The following is a 17,163-nucleotide window of genomic DNA, read 5'->3' on the forward strand; positions in this document are numbered from 1 at the left end:
CCCCGGCGGCCCTCCGGGAGTGCCCCCGACCCCGGATGCCCCTGACCCATCGACCCAAGGAAGTAGGAACCATGTCGGCCGAAGTGCCCTCCCGTCCCCTACGCACGGTCGCCGTCATCGGTGCCACCGGCTGCGTCGGCAGAGAGGTGTGTGCGGCGTTCGCGCGCCAGGGCCACGACGTCCTGGCGATCGCCCGTCGCCATGTACCGCACATGGACGCGTACAAGTTCGCCGAGCTCGACCTGGCGGCCGTCGAACCGGCCGAGCTCGCCGAGCTGCTGACGGCGCACCAGGTCGACGTGGTCGTCAACGCGGCGGGCAGCTGGGTGTCCACCGAGGCCGAGATGGACCAGGCCCACGTGCGGCTGGTGGAGAACCTGGTGGCCGCCGGAGTCCTGCTGCCGAGGCCGCCACGGATCGTCCAGATGGGCTCGATCCACGAGTACGGCATGCTGCCGAACGGCACCTCCGTCGCCGAGACGGCCCCCTGCGAACCGGACACGCCGTACGCCCGCACCAAGCTCGCCGGCGCCCGGACGCTGCTGGACGCCACCCGCGAGGGCCGCGCCGACGGGGTCGTCCTGCGCCTGGTCAACGTCTGCGGGCCGCACACGTCGACGGCGAGCTTCCTCGGCGCGGTCACCGCGAAGCTGCGCAGCACGTCCGTCGAGAAGCCCCTGGAACTCGACATCGCCGACGCGCGACGCGACTTCGTCGACGTACGGGACGTGGCGGACGCCGCCGTGCTCGCCGCCGAGCGGCCGGTCGCCGGCGAGATCATCAACATCGGCCGCGGTCAGGCCGTCGCCATCAGCGAGCTGGTGTCCCTGCTGGTGTCAGCGGCCGGGCTGCCCGCGGACGTGATCCGCGTCCGCGGTACCGAGGTGACCACCCAGAACGGGAACAAGGTCTGGATCCAGGCGGACGTCTCCCGCGCCGCCGAACTGCTGGGTTGGCGCCCGCGGGTCGATCTCGCGGCGTCGATGCGCGGGATGTGGGAGGCGGCGGCTCAGGAGTGACGGCGTCTGCTGACGGACCAGGTCACGCGGTGACCCGCCGCGCCGACGCACGCACTCCAGCCGGTCGCCGCGCACCGCCACGGTGCGGTGAACAAGCCATCAGAAGCCCGTCGGACGGGCCCGCGCGCCGGGCGTGGCCGTGCTCGTACGACGGACAGTCGAAGGAAGGCCCCAGCCGGGATGCAGGTACGTCAGCTCGCCGTGCGCGACACATATGTGATCACCCCGAAGGTGTTCCGGGACGACCGTGGCCTGGTCGTCTCGCACTACCGGGAAGAGCCGTTCGCCACGGTGACCGGGCGGCCGTTGTTCCCCGTCGCGCACGCCAGCCACAGTGAGTCGTGCCGCGGCACCGTGCGCGGCATCCACTTCACCGCGACCCCGCCGGGCACCGCGAAGTACGTCTACTGCCCGCGCGGCAGAACCCTCGACATGGTCGTCGACCTGCGCCTCGGCTCGCCCACCTTCGGCACCTGGGACAGCGTCGTGATCGACCCCGTGGACTTCGAGGCGCTGTACCTGCCGGTGGGCGTCGGGCACGCCTGCGTGGCACTCGAGGACGACACCATCGTCACCTACATGTGGTCCGGGGACTACGTCGCCGAGCAGGAGCTGGCCATCGACATCTTCGACCCCGCGATCGGACTGCCGATCCCCGACGACATCGAGCCGCTGCTCTCCGGCCGCGACCGCGGCGCGCCGACGCTCGCCGAGGCGGAGGCGCGCGGCCTGCTGCCCCGGTACGAGGAGTGCCAGAAACTCGACGAGGCCCTCGCGTCGGCCTGGGGGCGTCCGACCGGCACCTAGGGTCCGGCGGCGGGCCCCGATACCGGAACGCCGCCGCCCGACCGGTGCGGGACCGGCCGGGCGGCGACGGAGGATGGACGGGTCGGGGGCCGGTCGCCCGGCCCCCGCAAGAACGTCAGTGCACGTTCTCCTCGCGCAGGTCGAAGCGGGCCAGGTACTCCGCGCGTGCCGCACGCCGCTCGTCCACGTCGAGACCGAGGTCCGTCAGACGGTAGTCCACCCGGCCGTGCCGGCCGCGGCGGTGCGTCGCCAGGTACTCCTCGATCGCGGCCTGCGCCTCGGCCGTGTACGGCTGCCCGACCGTCTCGTAGATGCGCCGCACCGTGCCCGTCTCGTCCGCCATGAACTCGTGGAAGCGCACGTCGATCGACTGCTCCGCCGGCACCAGTTCGCGGTCGCGCATGCAGCCGTCCAGCAGGTCCTGAAGCCGCGCGGCCCAGTACTTGCCCACCGCGTGCGGGTCGGGGGTCGCCGTGGTCATGCGCAGCGCGTAGCAGACCATGGTCGCCATCGACGCGGTCACGGCGACCGGGTCACGGTGCGTGAAGACGACGCGGGCGTCCGGGAAGACGTTCATCAGCGGGCGGATCTGCTCCAGGTGCTGCGGGCACTTCAGGATCCACCGCGTGCCGGCCTTCTCACCGCGCAGCCAGGTCATGACCTGCATGGCACGCTTAAGGTAGGCGTACGCGGGCGTGTGGTCCTGGGCGAGGTACCAGTCGCGGTACGACGGCGCCAGCACCTGGGTCTCGAAGTGCATCGAGGCGAACTCCAGCGCCAGCACGTTCAGTTCCTCGTGCGCGTACGTGGGCGTGAAGTCCAGCATCCGCTTGAAGTGCGGCATCGCCTTGTGCATCAGGTCCAGCGTGCCGGCGGCGCGGGCGAGCCGCGGCGCCGGGTCGTCCAGCGCCTCACCGGGCGGCGGCACCGGCTCGTTGGCCTCCCACAGCTGCAACTCGCGCATCGCGGGGTCGGCGGACAGCACGTTGTGCAGGTGCGTCGAACCGGTGCGGAACAGGCCGGTGATCACGATCGGCTTCTCGATCGGCACCTCGAGGATCTCCGGGTGCTGGCGCACCAGGTCCTCGATGCGCAGCCGGTTCTTCAGCAGCTCGACCATGGAGAAGTACTGCGCGGTGCGGCCGGAGTCGCTCAGCCCCGCCTCGTTCTCCAGCGCCTCGCAGAGCACGCCGAGGCCTTCCTTGAAGCTCGGGTCGCCGAACTCGCTCAGGCCGGTCTGCTCGGTGGCGGCCTCCAGCAGCGCGCTGGGCTCGAAGGGGAGGTTCGGCGCCATGGTGGCCATCGCGTCGAAGATCTCCCGAACCTCGGGTGAGAACTCCGGCTGCGCCAGATCCTCAATGTGTACGGTGTCCACCCATCACTCCGTTCTTGTCCCCCTGGGGGCGACTCACGTCCTGGCCCCGCGGGGCGACTCACGATCATCCCGGGATGGCGGCGGTCCGGTGGTTGCACTCCGAGAGGCGGTCCACGCTGCGGCGGTACGGTCGGTGCACCCCCGGCGGGCGAATGCCCGTGCGGGCCGGGCGGATTCCTCCACCATCGAATCACTACCCAGGTTCTCGCCCCGTCCTTAAGGTCCGCTAACCCGCGGCAAAAATGTCGGCGGTGATTTTTCCCGGTCGGGGCGGGATGGCCGTCCCGCCGGCCTCGTCGCGTTCATCCGGCACCGTGGTGACCTTCGGTGCCGTGGTGCTCTTCGGCACCGCCGGGCCCATCGGCGCCCGCGTGTTCCTCGGCATCGACGGCGTCAGGGGTATCAGCGGTGTCACGGGCATCGGCGTCGATGGCGTCGATGAGATCGAGGAGGCTGCTGAGGTCGCCGAACCCGGTCATCGCGGCCTGCCCCGGCCGGGTCCCGGCGGCCTCCGCGCGACGCTGTTCCAGGAAGGCGCGGGTCTCCGCGAGGTAGTCGCGCGCCATCAGGTGGTCCATCACCAGCGACCACCACGCCTCCGCATCACGGAAGGCAACCGGGTCCAACTCCTCCAACACCCGGGACAGCTCCTCGGTGCGCTCGCGGAGCGCGTCGTCACCGGGCGCGGCCTGGAGCGCCGCCTGACGCAGCCTGATCCCGTGCAGGAACGCCACGAAGCTCTCCAGGGAGCTGTTGATCTGCTCGGCCTGCGGCTCCTCGTCGAGCGAGAGCAGGCCGACGGCACCGCTGCGCAGATCGAGGAAGTACCGGCCGCCCGGCACCCCGCCGAGGATCAGGATGTCGACGTCCCCGTGTCCCGTCTCGCACACCACGAGGGAGCCGACCTGGAGTTCGTCGACGATGTCGGCGGTGAACGCCTCGTCGGCGCGCACCGGCAGCCCGACTTCGGAGAGGATGCGCGCGTCCGTGTCGGAGAGCCCCTTCGCACGGGCCTGCATCACGTCCAGCAGTATCAGGCCCTCGTCGCCGAACGCTTCGGTCATTTCTCGGTGGGTTACCACGGGACTCAACACCTCTCTGACATCCTCCCGGGTCTGAAGGCCCGGGGTTCCATCCGCCCGCGTGGTGCGGGCCCTGGTGGGTTCCTGTTTCCTCACTCACCGCCCTGGCTAGGCAGGGTCTTACACGCGCTCCGCAGGCGTTTTACCTCTCGGCATGCCCTGCCGCGAGGAGGCGCCGTCCTTCGCGCCTGATGTTGAGTTCGGCGTTCTCGTCTCGGTCGTGGACGGATCCGCAGCAGCACACCCAGCGCCGGGTGGAGAGTCCGGCCAGTCCCTTGGGTCCTTGGACGCTGCCGCAGGCGGAGCACATCTGCGTGGACGGGAAGTACCGGTCGACCTTGGCGAAGCCGCGCCCGTAGCGGGCGCACTTCGCCTCCAGCGTGCGGGCGAACATGCCCAAGCTGTGGTCGTGGAGGGACTTGGCTCGTGTGCCCTTGGCCATGCCCTTCACGTTCAGGTCCTCCAGGTAGACCGCTTGGCTCTCGCGGACGATCCGGGTGGTTTCCTGCTCGATGAAGTCGCGTCGCCGATCGGCGATTCGCGCATGAACCTTGGCCACAGCCAGCTTGGCCTTGCGCCGGTTGTTCGAGCCCTTCTGCGCGCGGGAGAGCTTGCGCTGTGCGCGGCGCAGCTTCTTCTCCTGCCGGCGGAAGAACTTCGGGGAGGCGATCTTCCGGCCGCGTAGCACCGCGTAGGAGGACAGGCCGAGGTCGATCCCGGTCTCCGTCTGGTCCAAGTCGAGTTCGGGTAGTGGCCTGTCGTCGGTCTCCACTACGAACGAGGCGAAGTAGCGGCCCGCTGGGTCCTTGATGATCGTGACCGATGACGGGTCCGAGGGCAGCGGCCGTGACCAGCGCACTTCCACGTCGCCGAGCTTGGCGATGAACAGGCGGCCGTTCTCGCGCAGTGTGAACCCGTTGCGGGTGAACCGCAGCGTCTGACGGCCGGTCTTCTTCTTCATTCTCGGCGGAGCGATCTTCGGGCCGTGGCGGACACCCCGCTTGGAGGCGAGGAAGTTCCGGTAGGCCGCATGCAGATCCTGAAGCGACTGCACCAGACACACCGACGATGCTTCCTTCAGCCACTGCCGTTGTGGGGTCTTCTTCCCGGCCGTGATCACCATCTTCTGCAAGGTGACGTCCGAGATGTAGGGCTCGGAGCTGTGGAACGCGCCCCGCCGGGCCCGAAGACCGTCGTTGTAGACCACGCGGGCGCAGCCGAAGAAGCGCGCCAGGTTCCGCTGCTGCGAAGGGGTCGGGTAGATCCGCTCGTTGTAGCGCAGTTTCATGGCCCACCTCCCCAAGCCGGTCGTGATCAAGACGCGTGAGTCGTACGCCGGACAAGTGACTAATTGTCAACTCATGTACCTGCCGCATCTGCGGACCGTTCCGGCCATCTCGGCCCTGAAGGACCGGGCTTGCGCCGTCAGCTAATTGGGTCATGGGTGGGGGACGGATGACGGGTGGTGGGTGGTGGGTGGTGAGCGAAACGGTGGTGGATGTGGAGAGTGGGGCGACGTTCCAGCCAAGTGGCGGTCGTACCACCTTAAAGAGGGTTTCGTCCTGCGCGTAGTGGTCGGTTCTGGGTTATGTGTTTCTTTGGTGCGCGCGGGTGTGCCTCAGAGGGTGATGAAGGGTGAGTGCTCAAGGAGCAGGAGCCTGTGCAGGGACGAGCGGAGGCGGGAGAGCAGGCGGCGTCGTGGGGACGCCGGTGCGGACGCGGGCATGGGCACAGGTGTGGATGCAGGTGTGGACATGATTCTCCCAGCGGTAAGGTATGGCTAGTGGCGTACCTGAGGGATGAAGGTACGATAGAAGACGTACCTTGTCGAGAGGTGAATGATGGCGTCGAGCGAATTGCTGCATCCCCCGGTTGAGGAGCTGGAGGTCGGACCGCTCCTTCTGGCGCTCGCCGACGGGAACCGCCGTCGTGTCGTGGCGGAACTCGCCGAACGGCCCGACGAAGAGCGGCTGTGCGCTTCCTTCGACCTGCCGGTGAGCAAGTCCAGCCGCACCCATCACTGGCGGGTACTGCGCGAAGCGGGCCTGGTGTACCAGCGCGACGCCGGGAACAGGCTGTACATGCGGCTGCGCAAGGACGACCTGGACCGCAGGTTCCCGGGTCTGATCCGGGCCGTCATCGCTGCGGACCAGGGTCAGGACCAGGGTCAGGACCAGGGCCAAGGCCAGGGCCAAGGCCAAGGCCAAGACCAGGGCCAGGGGTAGGGCTGCCGCCAGGAGCGGGACTCGTTCGGCTCCCGGGTCGGAATGCCGCGTTCCAAGGGATTGCCCGCGGATCGGCGTGCTGTTACGTTCGCGTACCGCGCGTCGATCGAAACGTTTCAACTGGTTCAGCTCAGCTGGCTCGCAATCCTCTACAACCTGCCTTCCGGGGTCGTACGGGCGCCCGGAGGCCCGGGAGCGTGCGTATGGCAGTCGATGGTGGGAACCGTGAGCCGCAGGACCCGAAGGCCCGGCGGTCCCCGCAGGTCCCGCGGAGCAGCGACCGGCAGGCCGTGAGCCGCCGGGCCTTCACCCGTACCGGCGTGACCGGTGTGGCGGCCATGGTGGTCTCCGGCTGGCGGATCGGCGACGTGGCCGCAGCGGCGGCGGCACGGCAGGGGTCCGCGGGCGACGACCCGGCGGGGGCGGCAGCCTCGGAAGGCCGGGGCGACGGCGGCTCGGCGCCGATCGACCGGCACGCCCTCGTCGCCCGGCACACCGTGGTCCGCACCGCGAGCAACCCGGACACCCCCCTCCAGGTCGGCAACGGCCGGCTGGCCTTCGGCGCCGACATCACGGGGCTCCAGACCTTCGTGCCGTTCGCCACGATGTCCGACTGGGGCTGGCACGAGGATCCGCTGCCGCCCGACGAACGGCTGTCCGACTACGCGGGGCAGACCTGGGACACCCACGGCCGCCCGGTGCGCTACGCCATGCCCGACCCTGATCACCCCGCGATCTCCCAGTGGTTGATCGCCAACCCCAACCGCGTCAACCTGGGCCGCGTCGGCCTCGTGCTGCTGCGCGCCGACGGCACCGAGGCCACCGAGGCGGACCTGGGGGACCGGCACCAGGAGCTGGACCTGTGGACCGGGATCCTGCACAGCCGGTTCACGCTGGACGGCGTCCCCGTCACGGTCACCACCAGCTGCGACCCGGACCGGGACGCGGTGGCGGTGCGGATCGACTCCGCGCTGGTGGCCGACGGACGGCTGGCGGTGTTCCTGGACTTCCCGTACGCCACCGGTGAGCAGAAGTTCTCAGCGCCGTACGTGGGCGTGTGGGATCGACCCGAGGCGCACACGACCCGGCTGCACACCCGGGGCCCCGGCCACGCCGACCTCACGCACACCCTGGACGGCGCCACCTACCACGTGGGACTCGCCTGGCAGGGCGCCGAGACGTGGGAACGGGACCCGGACGGCACCCGTCCGCATCGGTATGTGCTCGGCGGCCGAGCGGCGAGCGCGCCGGACGCCCCCTCCCCGGGCTCCTCAGCCGTCTCCCACCACATCGAGCTGACCTGCCTCTTCACGCCCGGCGCCGGCATGCCCGGTGCGGGTGACGAGGGAGACGGGGTACCGGCCGACGGCGAGCAGGCGCCCCCCGCCTCCGCGGTGGCCGCGTCCAGCGCCCGCGCCTGGCCGGCGTTCTGGCAGTCCGGTGGCGCCGTCGACCTGTCCGGCAGCACCGACCCGCGCTGGCGCGAACTGGAACGCAGGATCGTCGTCAGCCAGTACCTGATGGCCGTCAACGAGGCGGGCGCCACCCCGCCGCAGGAGTCGGGCCTGGTCAACAACGGGTGGTACGGCAAGTTCCACATGGAGATGTACTGGTGGCACGCCGCGCACCAGGCCCTGTGGCGCCGCTGGCCCCTGCTGGACCGCAGCACCGGCGTCTACGGCACCTTCCTGGAGTCGTCCCGGCGGCGCGCCGCCCGCCAGGGCTACCGCGGCGCACGCTGGCCGAAGATGACCGACCCGTCCGGACGCATGGCACCCGGCGAGATCAATGCCCTGCTCATCTGGCAGCAGCCGCACCCGGTCTTCCTCGCCGAACTCGACTACCGCGCCCACCCGACCCCCGAGACCCTGCACCGCTGGCGGGACGTCGTGTTCGCCACCGCGGACTTCATGGCGTCGTACGCGTACCGGGAGTCGGGGACCGGCTCCGGGGCGGAATCCGACCGTTACGTGCTGGGCCCCCCGATGCACCTGGTCTCGGAGAACAGCAAGCCCAAGGTCACGGTGAACGGCGCCTTCGAGCTGTCCTACTGGCGTTTCGGGCTGCGTGTCGCGCAGGAGTGGCGCCGGCGCCTCGGCCTGCCCGCCGACCCCGACTGGGCGGCCGTCCGTGCAGGCCTTGCCGAACTGCCCGTGCAGGACGGGGTATACGTCGCCTACGAGGGCGTCGAGGACATGTGGACCGCGTACCTCTTCGACCACCCCGCCCTCGTCGGCCTCTACGGGTGGCTGCCCGGTGACGGCGTCGACACGGCGACCGTCCGCGCCACGGCGCACAGGATCTGGGACGTCTGGGCCTGGGACTCGGCCTGGGGCTGGGACTTCCCGATGCTGGCCATGAACGCGGCCCGCATCGGCGAGCAGGATCGCGCCGTGGACTTCCTCCTGCACGACAACTTCGCCTTCGACGACGCCGGCTACCCGATCGGCGGCTCGCGGGTCCCCACCCCCTACTTCCCCGGTTCCGGCGGCCTGCTGTACGCGGTGGCGATGATGGCGGCGGGGTGGGACGACGGTACGGAAGGCGGCGGGGAGGACGACACGGACCACGCCACCGCCGCCTCCCGGGCGCCCGGGTTCCCGTCGGACGGGACGTGGCTGGTGCGGTGGGAGGGGCTCGGGCGAGCGATCTAGCGTCGTGGACGGGGTGCCGTGTCGGGGTTGCCGTGTTGGGGTGCCGGGTAAGGGTGCCGGGTCAGAAGTCGCGGCCCTCGGCGACCCGATTGAACCCTTCCTCGTCCCAGAGCGCGTTTCCCTCCTCGTCCCACACGATCCAATCGGTGTCCATCGCCTCGTCGAGGTTGACGTCGACGCCGGGCAGTGCGGTGCGTACCCGGTCCCTTGCCGGTTCGGTGAGGTAGTGGTGGTGCAGGTCGAGACGGGTGAGATGGGTCAGTGGCCGGCCCTGGAGCAGCCCTTCGGCGCCTCTGTCGGTGAGGGTGCCCAGCGCCAGGCTCAGTGACCGTAGTCGGGGCACCACGGCGGCCGTGGCGATGGCTCGGGCGACGTCATCCTGGATCAGGCTGTTCTCCACGCCGAGGTGTCGTAGTGCGGGCAGCCGTTCACCGTCGAGAATGCGCGTGAGGTGGATCTCCTCGAGGTCACCGTGTCCGGCGTCTTCGGCGCCGAGCCACAGATCGAGGTGTTCCAGGGCGGGCAGATCGCTGGCGGCCACGGCGCGGACGACGTCACCGGGCAGCCGGCACGACTCGAATCGCAGGGTCTTCAGCGTGGAGCTGCTGAATTCCCGTAGCCGGAGGCCGGCCTGGCCGCGTACGTCCAACCGTTCCAGGAGCGGGAAACCCTCGAAGACGGGGGTGATGTCCGCGTGCCACAGCTGGTCGAGCGCTTCGTCACCCAGGAAGAGCGCCTTCAGCCGGGGAAACGACGCCGCATGGGCCAGTAGGGGGCCGGCGGGGTCGGGGCCTTCGTAGCCGGTGTAGCCGACCACCAGGGTGGTGACCCGAGAGGTGTCGACGGTCTCCAGGAACCGTTCCAGAAGCCAGGTGTAGTCGGACTCACCCAGCTGGTCCGCGCTCAGGTGCCAAGCTCGGCTGTCCAGCGCTGCGGCCGGTGTTTCACCCGGCTGGAACTGCACCAACGGCCGCCCATGAAACGCCTTGGTACGCATGTACCTGAATGCTGACATCGATCTCCGCACCTCTCCACGCCACCCGTACTGCGGTTGCGATCGCCGGTCTTCATCCGATCACCGGTCCGCAGCCTAGGGTCGCCCCCGCCCCCGCCCCGGCAGCGGGCTTCCGCGCCACATCCGGATCCGGTCGCAGGCAGGTGCGCCTTGGGTGGGGGAACGGGCCCCGGTTAGTCTGCCGGGGTGGTTGATGGGGGAGACGACGACGGTCGCGATGGTGCCGAGCGGACGGACGGGACCGGCGCGGGCGGCGGTGCGCCGGCGTCCGTCGACGGCGGGCACGACGGCGGGCACGAGGCCGGCGGGAGCGACGCGCCGGCCGACCAGGCCACCGGTTGGCGTGCCCGGCTGAAGCGGCACCGGCTGCTCGCCTCCGGCGTCGCCGTGGTGGTGCTGGCCGCTGCGGTGCTCGTGCCGTTGACGGTCGCGGGTGACGACACACCCTGCTGGCAGGTGCCGGACTCGGTGCGGGCGCTGGCCGACGATCCGGCCGCCGCCACCAAGGCGCTCGACCCGGGGCCCGACCTGGAACGCATGTCCGACGTCAAACGCCTGCTCGTGCACGAGGAGGTCTGCGGCGACGGCGCCACCGTCCTGGGCCGTGTGGTGACCGCGGCGACCGATGCGTCCTCCCCGACGGCGACACACACCGAGGCGCAGGCCCGCAGCGTCTACGCGGTGGCGGACGCCTACGAGTACACCGACCCGCCGGCCGGGCTGGCGCCGACCCTTGCGCGGATGCTGGCCGAGTACGTGGTCGACGTGGTGCGGGACTACCAGTTCGCGGACGACGACGTGCCGAGGCCGGCCGTGGGCGCCGAGGAAGAGGTGCCCGCCGAGGACGGCTGGGTGTGGGTCGGCAGCTTCCTCGCGCCCGGCGAGGCGCACGTGGCCTTCGGGTACCGGGGCGAAGGAGGGGATGTCAGCCTCCAGCCGATGATCAGGTACCTCCTCACCGACCCGGCGGCGTTCGCCGTCCTGTACGGCGCCGACCGTGCCTACCTCGCCTACTACCTGGAGCGGCTGACCGACGACGGCCGCGACCCCGCGGCCCACCGGGGCAAGGACGGCAACTGGACGGATCGGGCCACCCGCGACCTGGGCAACATCGCCGAGTGCATCGGTGAACTCATGGGCAGCCGCACCCATTTCGCCCAGGAAGGCGACATCCCGGACCTCGACTCCTTCGACCGGGTGGTACGCGGCCTCACCCCGGGCGTCTACCACCCTGCTTCCCGCCAGCTGGACACGCGACCCGCATCGGGCACCATCGCCGCCCGCCCCGTCAACGGCCCGCTGCGCGGGGACCTGACGGACGGTCGCCATCAGATGTTCACCGTGTTCGACACCTGGTCCGAGCAGCGGCACCTGGCCGCACCGCGGCGCAAGGAGCTGCGGCAGCTGCTCGACACCTGGTACGTCAGGGGCGTGTGGTACGCGGCCTCGGCCAGGTCCTGACGGATCCGGCCCGGGCCGGCCGGGCCGTGGTCGGACGTCGACTGCCCGTCAGTAGGTGAAGTGGAGGTCCGAGCAGCCGTGCCGGCGCGCCCGGTCCGCCACGAACCGCTCCAGCAATCCGTGCAGGGCGGTCTTGCTCACCGGCGTCGACTCGTCCGTGTCCACGGCGAAGTTCGCGGTTTCGGTGCCGCACCGTGCGGTGGCCGTCATCGGGTGGGGGTCACCGTCGTACTCGTCGAACAGGAAACGGCCGCCCCAGTCGCCGTACCAGGCGTGGAAGCCGACGTACGTGCTGTCCTCGTCGGGGTCGTGTCCGGCTCGCCCCGGGGCCTCCACCGCGCAGTACTCGACGGGTGACGCTCCGGCCGGCTCGGCACGGACGTCCCAGTCCCGGCCCGCGGGCAGTTCGGCCCGGGTCAGCCAGGAGCAGGCGGTGCCCTTCGTCTCGGCCCAGGAGACCTGCCCCACGTCGTGCACCCCGCCCTCGTCGGGCAGGACCGCGTCCTTCGACGGGGCCTTCAGGGGCTTCGCACCACAGCCCAACCGGTCGGAAGCGGCGCCGGCGAGCGCGACCGCGACCTGGTACGGAACGCCGCGAACCAGTCCGTGAGGGCGGTACCCGAACCCTGTCTGGACCAGCATGTGGCGCGCCCTGCCGTCGTCGTCCTTGCCGAGGGCGGGGCAGGGCACCAGCAGGTTGATGTCACTGAAGTCGTCGATGAACCCGGGGAGCCCGCCGGGCAGGGCGGCCACCCGGTCGAACCCCCGGTCCTTGAAGATGCTCATGAACTTGCGGTCCTGGTCGTCGCGCCGCGTCCAGGCTCCCATGGTGAGCGCGTAGCCCGCGTTGTCCCCGTCGTCCTCGTCTTCCAAGGTGACCTCGCACCGGTACCAGCCCACCTCGTCGACCTGGTCCGACGTCTCGTCCCTGAGGCGCTTGCCGTCCGGTGTCAACGCATCGAGCGCGCCGTCGGGCAGCGCCCCGCCGCAGGCGTTCGAGGTCACCCGGAGGTGGTGGAAGTAGGGCCGGGTGAAGAGTCCGACGACCGTGAGGACGACCGCGGCCCACACCGCCGTCACCCGCGTGGTCCGCATCCAGCGCGGCGTCTCCCGCCGCTCCCAGTCCCGTCCCTGCATCCGTGCCCGCCCCCGTCGCACCCGTCACGTTCGTCGTCCGCACCGGTATCGCTCCGGAACGCCTCGATCCTGCCCCATGCCCTCGCATGCGCCTGCTCCAGGTACGTCCCGGACCTTCCGGACCTTACAAGGCCGCCTCCCGGCGCCTTCGGGACGGCATGGGCGCCCCAGCGAGACGCGCGTAGACAAATCGCAGGGAGAGGAGCAGGGTTCTCCCTTGCATGCGTTCTCCTCGCTCACCCAGCTCGGCCTCTCAACCGGACGACAGCGCAGCGCCGTTGGCGGCCTCGACCGCGCACGGTGCCCCGGAAGGAGTTCCCTACATGAGTCACAGACGAGTGCCACCTCACTGGCGGCGATGGGTCACAGGAGCCGCCATGGCGGCGGGCCTGCTGGTCGCCGGGCTGACGCCCGCCCTCGGCGCGGTGCCCGGCGGGGACCGGCCGGACGCCACGGCGACGACGACAGCAGCGAAGACGTCCGAAGCGACGGCGGATGCCGCACTCGCCGCCGACCCCTACAGCGAGGCCGCCGACTTCCCGTATCCCGGTGCGGACACCATGGTCCTGCCGAACGGGTCGAACAAGTACGTCACCTACGGGGCTTCGGACGGTGGACGGACGGTTCCGTACACGATCAGCGGCAGCGGGGACGTTCCGGCGTCGTCGGCCACGGTCACGGGAGACGCCTGGAAGGGGGTGGTCTTCCCGAGCGGCTACTGGGCGAAGACCGGGTCGGGGATCTGGACCCCCGGGGCGTGGACGATGGAGAAGGGTGGTACGCGTTACTACTACCTCTTCTACACCGCGGTGAAGGCGGGCACGGACGACAAGCACTGCGTCGGTGTGGCCAAGGCGACTCAGCCGGGCGGCCCGTTCCATCCGCAGGCGGCCGCCCTGGCGTGCCCGAGCAAGGAGACCCGCTGGGCGATCGACGCCGATGTCACCCAGAAGCCTGGTGGCGCGATCTGGATGACATGGCGGGACGGGGAGCGCACCGCAGGCGGCCAGGACTCGGCGCTGTCGGTGATGATGCTGAAGTTCGACGACAACGGGAGCGTCAGCCGGGAGACCGATCCGGTGGTCATGCTCGGCACCGAGCAGCTCAACTGGCCCGCATACCAGGACAACAGCGGCGTGATCGTGATCGAGAACCCCAGTGCGGCGTTCATCAACGGCTCCTGGTACCTGTTCTACTCCGGAAACAGCTTCACGGGCCCTTACTACGCCACCGGAATCGCCTACTGCGGTGCCACGATCGACCACCGCTGCACCCCGATGCCCGGCCCCAACAAGGCGTACTTCGCCTACTCCGGACCCTCGGACGGCAACACGATCTCGAAGCCGGACAGCTGCAACCCGACCGGTGTCCGGCCGCTGAACACCACCACGTACCCCGCCGACATGAGGGTGCGCGGGCTGCCGGGCAACAAGCGCAGCATCGGCGCCATGGATGTGTACACGGCGCGTGACGGCGAGTTCTGGGTGACGTGGAACTACCGCAGCGACTCCAACTGGTGCTCGCGCAAGAGCCGGGTGGGGCATCTGCACATCAGCGGTTCGGGAGCGAACGCGACCTTCACCGTCAGCCTCACCTGAGTCGGGCTCACCTGGGTCGGCCTCACCTGAGTCGGTCTCATCTGGCGACGGACTCGTGCCGTGCGGGACCTCGGGCGACAACGCCTAGACCTGCACGGCACGGGCCGGTTCCGGATAGGGCGTGCGGAAGGTGAACGCCTGGGGTCCGGGCCCGTGTGCGCGTACGCTCGCGACCCGCTCCATCGCCTCGGCGACACTCGGGCGGTGGCCGGCGGGGACCCACCACAGGGCCTGGTGCGCCTCGATCATGCGGTGGAACCACTCGCGGCGGCGGCTCAGTACGCGTAGATGAGCGCTCTGGTAGGTGAAGTTCCGCAGGGCTTCGACGGACTCCCAGACGGAACAGTTGATCAGAAGCATGTCGTCGTTCCCGTCGGGACGGAAACCGGTGGCGTCCTCGCCCGCATCGTCGACCATGCGCCACACGAACCCCGGGCTGCCGTCGGCGAGCGCGTTGATCTCCGGCAGCTGGGCGACGAAGTCGGCGAGCTCGGGGCTGTCCAAAGGGGCGATGATGCGGCCGATGTTGACCTGCGCAAGGTGAAAGCCAGTCATGAGCCCAGGATGGGCCGACCCGCTTCTATAGTCAACGCATTTTGTTTTTAGACCTGTTGCCGGACGTGCTCGTCGGACGTGCTCGTCGGGCGTGCTCGTCAGGCGTGCTGCTCGTCGGGCGTGCTCGTCAGGTGTCCCTGGACAGGGCCACGCAACACCCGCCGGGGCACGGGTCCATCGCCGGCGTCCACTGTTCGGGTGCCAGGCCCTGAAGCAGTGCGAGGTTCATCCCGCAGACCAGGGCGGGGAACTCGTCGGCCAGCGCGCGGAAGGGGCAGTTGTGCAGCCGTAGCGTCGCGCCGTCCCAGAAGGGCTGGTAGCCGCGGGCCCGCAGCACCTCGACCAGGTCACCGGCGGTCGCGTCCGGATGTGCCGCACCCGCGGCCTTCGCCGCGGCCTGGAGTTCCCGGTCCAGGCCGGCGTTCTCCACCACCTCGGCGAGCAGCCGTCCCACCGCGTCGTAGGACCGCGGTGGGACGGACACGGCGTGCTCACCCTCGGCGCGCCGGTACACCTTGGCCGGCCGCCCCGCCCCGGGGCCGCTGCGTCCGGACAGCCGCCGGAAGGACACGGCCAGCAGCTCGGCCTCGACCAGCTTGTCCAGGTGGAAGGCGGCCAGCGAGCGGGATATCCCGACGGCTTCCGCGGCCGCGTCGCGTCCCACCTCGCCCGGAGCGGCGGCGACGTGTCGATAGAGCCGGCGCCGCACGGGGTCGCTCAACACGCCCAGCACCGCGAATGCGGAGTCTTCAGCAGTCACGCGCCGATTCTATGAACAGCCGGAGTATGCGAAACAGCGCCACGGCGCCGCCCCCGTCAGCGCTCCGCCGGCGCCGCCTTCCGGAACACCCACCCCAGGCGTGGCTCGACCACGTACCGGAACACCCGCCTCACCGGAGGCGTGCACAGGAGGGTCACCGCCGCGGCGGCGGCCACGGTCACCGCGGTCTCGCCGACCGGGCCGTGCACCCACGGGTGGTCGTACCCGCCGCGGTACAGCGCACCCTTGACGAGGAAGCCGTGCAGCAGGTAGCCGTACATGGTGCCGGCGCCGAGCGCGGTGAACCAGGTGTGGCGGCGCGGGACCCAGGCGAAGAAGCAGGCGGCCAGGGCGAGGGAGCAGACCGAGAGCAGCAGGGTCATCACCGGCCCCGTCCACCACGGGGCGCCCAGCTCCTGGGCGCTGTCGTAGCGGTAGAACCACTCGTAGTTGATGTGCGGCGCCACCTTGTACGCGACGAGTCCGGCGGCGGCGATGACGGGCAACGACAGCAGGCGCACGGACCGGCGGTGCAGCAGATCGATGTGCTCGGGGCGCAGCCGCAGGCCGAGCACGAAGAACGGCAGGAACTGAAGGACGCGTTGGAAGTCGAAGTCGTCGCCGATGGCGGGGGACAGGGCGGCGAGGGCGGCGATGACCATCGACAGGGCCAGCGGCCAGCGGATGGTCCGCCACAGCGGTGCCGTCAGCCTCCAGACGAACAGCGCGGGCAGGAACCAGGTCAGGAACCAGGGGTCCAGCAGGCTGATCGGGTTGTCCGGGGTGTCGCCCACGTACCGTTCGAAGAGCGCGTAGGCGGTCTCGAAGATCACGTACGGCACGGCGACGCCGGTGATCAGGCGCCGCAACCGGTCGGGGCGGGCGTCGAAGCTGCGGGAGAAGTAGCCGGAGACCATGATGAAGGCCGGCATGTGGAAGGTGTAGACGAACAGGTAGAAGGCCTCGACCGTACGGCTCCCCGACTGCAACGGCTCCCATGAGTGGCCGATGGCCACGAGCACGATCGCCAGGTACTTGGCGTTGTCGAAGAACGGGTCCCGGGCGGCTGCGGACCGGGATCTTCCGCGGGGCGACGCGGACGAGGACGATTTCCGCTCCGACCGCTCCGATGGTGACCGCGGCCCCTCCCGGGCCGGTGCCTGCGGCGTCGCCGGCGCGGGGTCCTTCGTGGGCGCCGGTGGGGGAGTTCGGGCAGTGCTCGGGTGCACTCCCGTCGCTGGGGTGGAGCCGGACATCGTCTTCACCGTATTCAGGTGACCCGGTTCCGGTGAAGCATGCGCTGGTTGCTGTTGCGAAGGTCACACGCAGTCAGATGTCCGCTCCGATGCCGGAACCGCCCGTTCGGGGGAAGGGGAGGCGGCTTGCGGGCCGGTCCGGGCGGGCAGGGCTGACGGAGTCGAGCGCGCACAGCACCCTCATGCACCTTATGTACGACGATACGCAGGACGATCAGC

The 17,163-nt window shown here is 70.3% G+C and carries 14 protein-coding genes; 6 read left to right on the forward strand and 8 right to left on the reverse strand.

Features of this window, described 5'->3' with window-relative positions:
• The first annotated feature begins 71 nt into the window (after positions 1 to 71).
• Together NQO67_RS38180 and NQO67_RS38185 are read left to right on the forward strand one after the other, a co-directional pair.
• Positions 72 to 1,019: an NAD-dependent epimerase/dehydratase family protein gene (locus NQO67_RS38180; protein ID WP_255955082.1), complete on the forward strand. Its 948-nt coding sequence runs from the start codon at positions 72 to 74 to the stop codon at positions 1,017 to 1,019.
• Between the two features lie 180 nt (positions 1,020 to 1,199).
• Positions 1,200 to 1,826, forward strand: a complete 627-nt coding sequence (locus tag NQO67_RS38185) for a dTDP-4-dehydrorhamnose 3,5-epimerase family protein (RefSeq protein ID WP_255955083.1) — start codon at positions 1,200 to 1,202, stop codon at positions 1,824 to 1,826.
• A 115-nt stretch (positions 1,827 to 1,941) separates the two neighbouring features.
• Here NQO67_RS38185 and NQO67_RS38190 read toward each other — a convergent pair whose 3' ends face one another.
• The 3 genes from NQO67_RS38190 to NQO67_RS38200 all read right to left on the reverse strand — a co-directional run bounded on the left by NQO67_RS38190 (position 1,942) and on the right by NQO67_RS38200 (position 5,571).
• Positions 1,942 to 3,201 carry a sulfotransferase family protein gene (locus NQO67_RS38190; protein WP_255955084.1) on the reverse strand — a complete coding sequence of 420 codons (1,260 nt, stop codon included), beginning with the start codon at positions 3,199 to 3,201 and terminating at the stop codon, positions 1,942 to 1,944.
• A 302-nt stretch (positions 3,202 to 3,503) separates the two neighbouring features.
• Positions 3,504 to 4,379: an SUKH-4 family immunity protein gene (locus tag NQO67_RS38195; RefSeq protein ID WP_308295737.1), complete on the reverse strand. Its 876-nt coding sequence runs from the start codon at positions 4,377 to 4,379 to the stop codon at positions 3,504 to 3,506.
• Between the two features lie 46 nt (positions 4,380 to 4,425).
• Positions 4,426 to 5,571, reverse strand: a complete 1,146-nt coding sequence (locus NQO67_RS38200) for an RNA-guided endonuclease InsQ/TnpB family protein (protein WP_255955086.1) — start codon at positions 5,569 to 5,571, stop codon at positions 4,426 to 4,428.
• A 553-nt stretch (positions 5,572 to 6,124) separates the two neighbouring features.
• Between NQO67_RS38200 and NQO67_RS38205 the strand changes: the two genes are divergently transcribed.
• Entirely contained in the window at positions 6,125 to 6,508 is a 384-nt protein-coding gene (locus NQO67_RS38205) for an ArsR/SmtB family transcription factor (protein ID WP_255955087.1), read from the forward strand.
• A gap of 203 nt (positions 6,509 to 6,711) precedes the next feature.
• A complete protein-coding gene (locus NQO67_RS38210) occupies positions 6,712 to 9,162 on the forward strand; it encodes a hypothetical protein (RefSeq protein ID WP_255955088.1) in 2,451 nt (816 codons plus the stop codon).
• A gap of 61 nt (positions 9,163 to 9,223) precedes the next feature.
• Here NQO67_RS38210 and NQO67_RS38215 read toward each other — a convergent pair whose 3' ends face one another.
• Positions 9,224 to 10,177 carry a leucine-rich repeat domain-containing protein gene (locus NQO67_RS38215; protein ID WP_255955090.1) on the reverse strand — a complete coding sequence of 318 codons (954 nt, stop codon included), beginning with the start codon at positions 10,175 to 10,177 and terminating at the stop codon, positions 9,224 to 9,226.
• Between the two features lie 186 nt (positions 10,178 to 10,363).
• Here NQO67_RS38215 and NQO67_RS38220 point away from each other — a divergent pair, with 186 nt between their 5' ends.
• Positions 10,364 to 11,638 (forward strand): hypothetical protein, encoded by a 1,275-nt coding sequence (locus tag NQO67_RS38220; RefSeq protein WP_255955091.1) that lies wholly within the window; start codon positions 10,364 to 10,366, stop codon positions 11,636 to 11,638.
• A gap of 48 nt (positions 11,639 to 11,686) precedes the next feature.
• Here the strand turns inward: NQO67_RS38220 and NQO67_RS38225 are convergent, their stop codons facing one another.
• Positions 11,687 to 12,775: a hypothetical protein gene (locus NQO67_RS38225; protein ID WP_255955092.1), complete on the reverse strand. Its 1,089-nt coding sequence runs from the start codon at positions 12,773 to 12,775 to the stop codon at positions 11,687 to 11,689.
• Positions 12,776 to 13,098: 323 nt separating this feature from the next.
• Here NQO67_RS38225 and NQO67_RS38230 point away from each other — a divergent pair, with 323 nt between their 5' ends.
• Positions 13,099 to 14,373, forward strand: a complete 1,275-nt coding sequence (locus NQO67_RS38230) for a family 43 glycosylhydrolase (protein ID WP_255955093.1) — start codon at positions 13,099 to 13,101, stop codon at positions 14,371 to 14,373.
• Positions 14,374 to 14,457: 84 nt separating this feature from the next.
• Here NQO67_RS38230 and NQO67_RS38235 read toward each other — a convergent pair whose 3' ends face one another.
• The 3 genes from NQO67_RS38235 to NQO67_RS38245 all read right to left on the reverse strand — a co-directional run bounded on the left by NQO67_RS38235 (position 14,458) and on the right by NQO67_RS38245 (position 16,944).
• A complete protein-coding gene (locus NQO67_RS38235; protein WP_255955094.1) occupies positions 14,458 to 14,928 on the reverse strand; it encodes a DUF3291 domain-containing protein in 471 nt (156 codons plus the stop codon).
• Between the two features lie 127 nt (positions 14,929 to 15,055).
• Positions 15,056 to 15,688: a helix-turn-helix transcriptional regulator gene (locus tag NQO67_RS38240; protein ID WP_255955095.1), complete on the reverse strand. Its 633-nt coding sequence runs from the start codon at positions 15,686 to 15,688 to the stop codon at positions 15,056 to 15,058.
• A 56-nt stretch (positions 15,689 to 15,744) separates the two neighbouring features.
• Positions 15,745 to 16,944 (reverse strand): acyltransferase family protein, encoded by a 1,200-nt coding sequence (locus NQO67_RS38245; protein WP_255955096.1) that lies wholly within the window; start codon positions 16,942 to 16,944, stop codon positions 15,745 to 15,747.
• Between the last annotated feature and the right edge of the window lie 219 nt (positions 16,945 to 17,163).

The organism is Streptomyces odontomachi, from assembly GCF_024435355.1.
Lineage (GTDB): Bacteria > Actinomycetota > Actinomycetes > Streptomycetales > Streptomycetaceae > Streptomyces > Streptomyces odontomachi.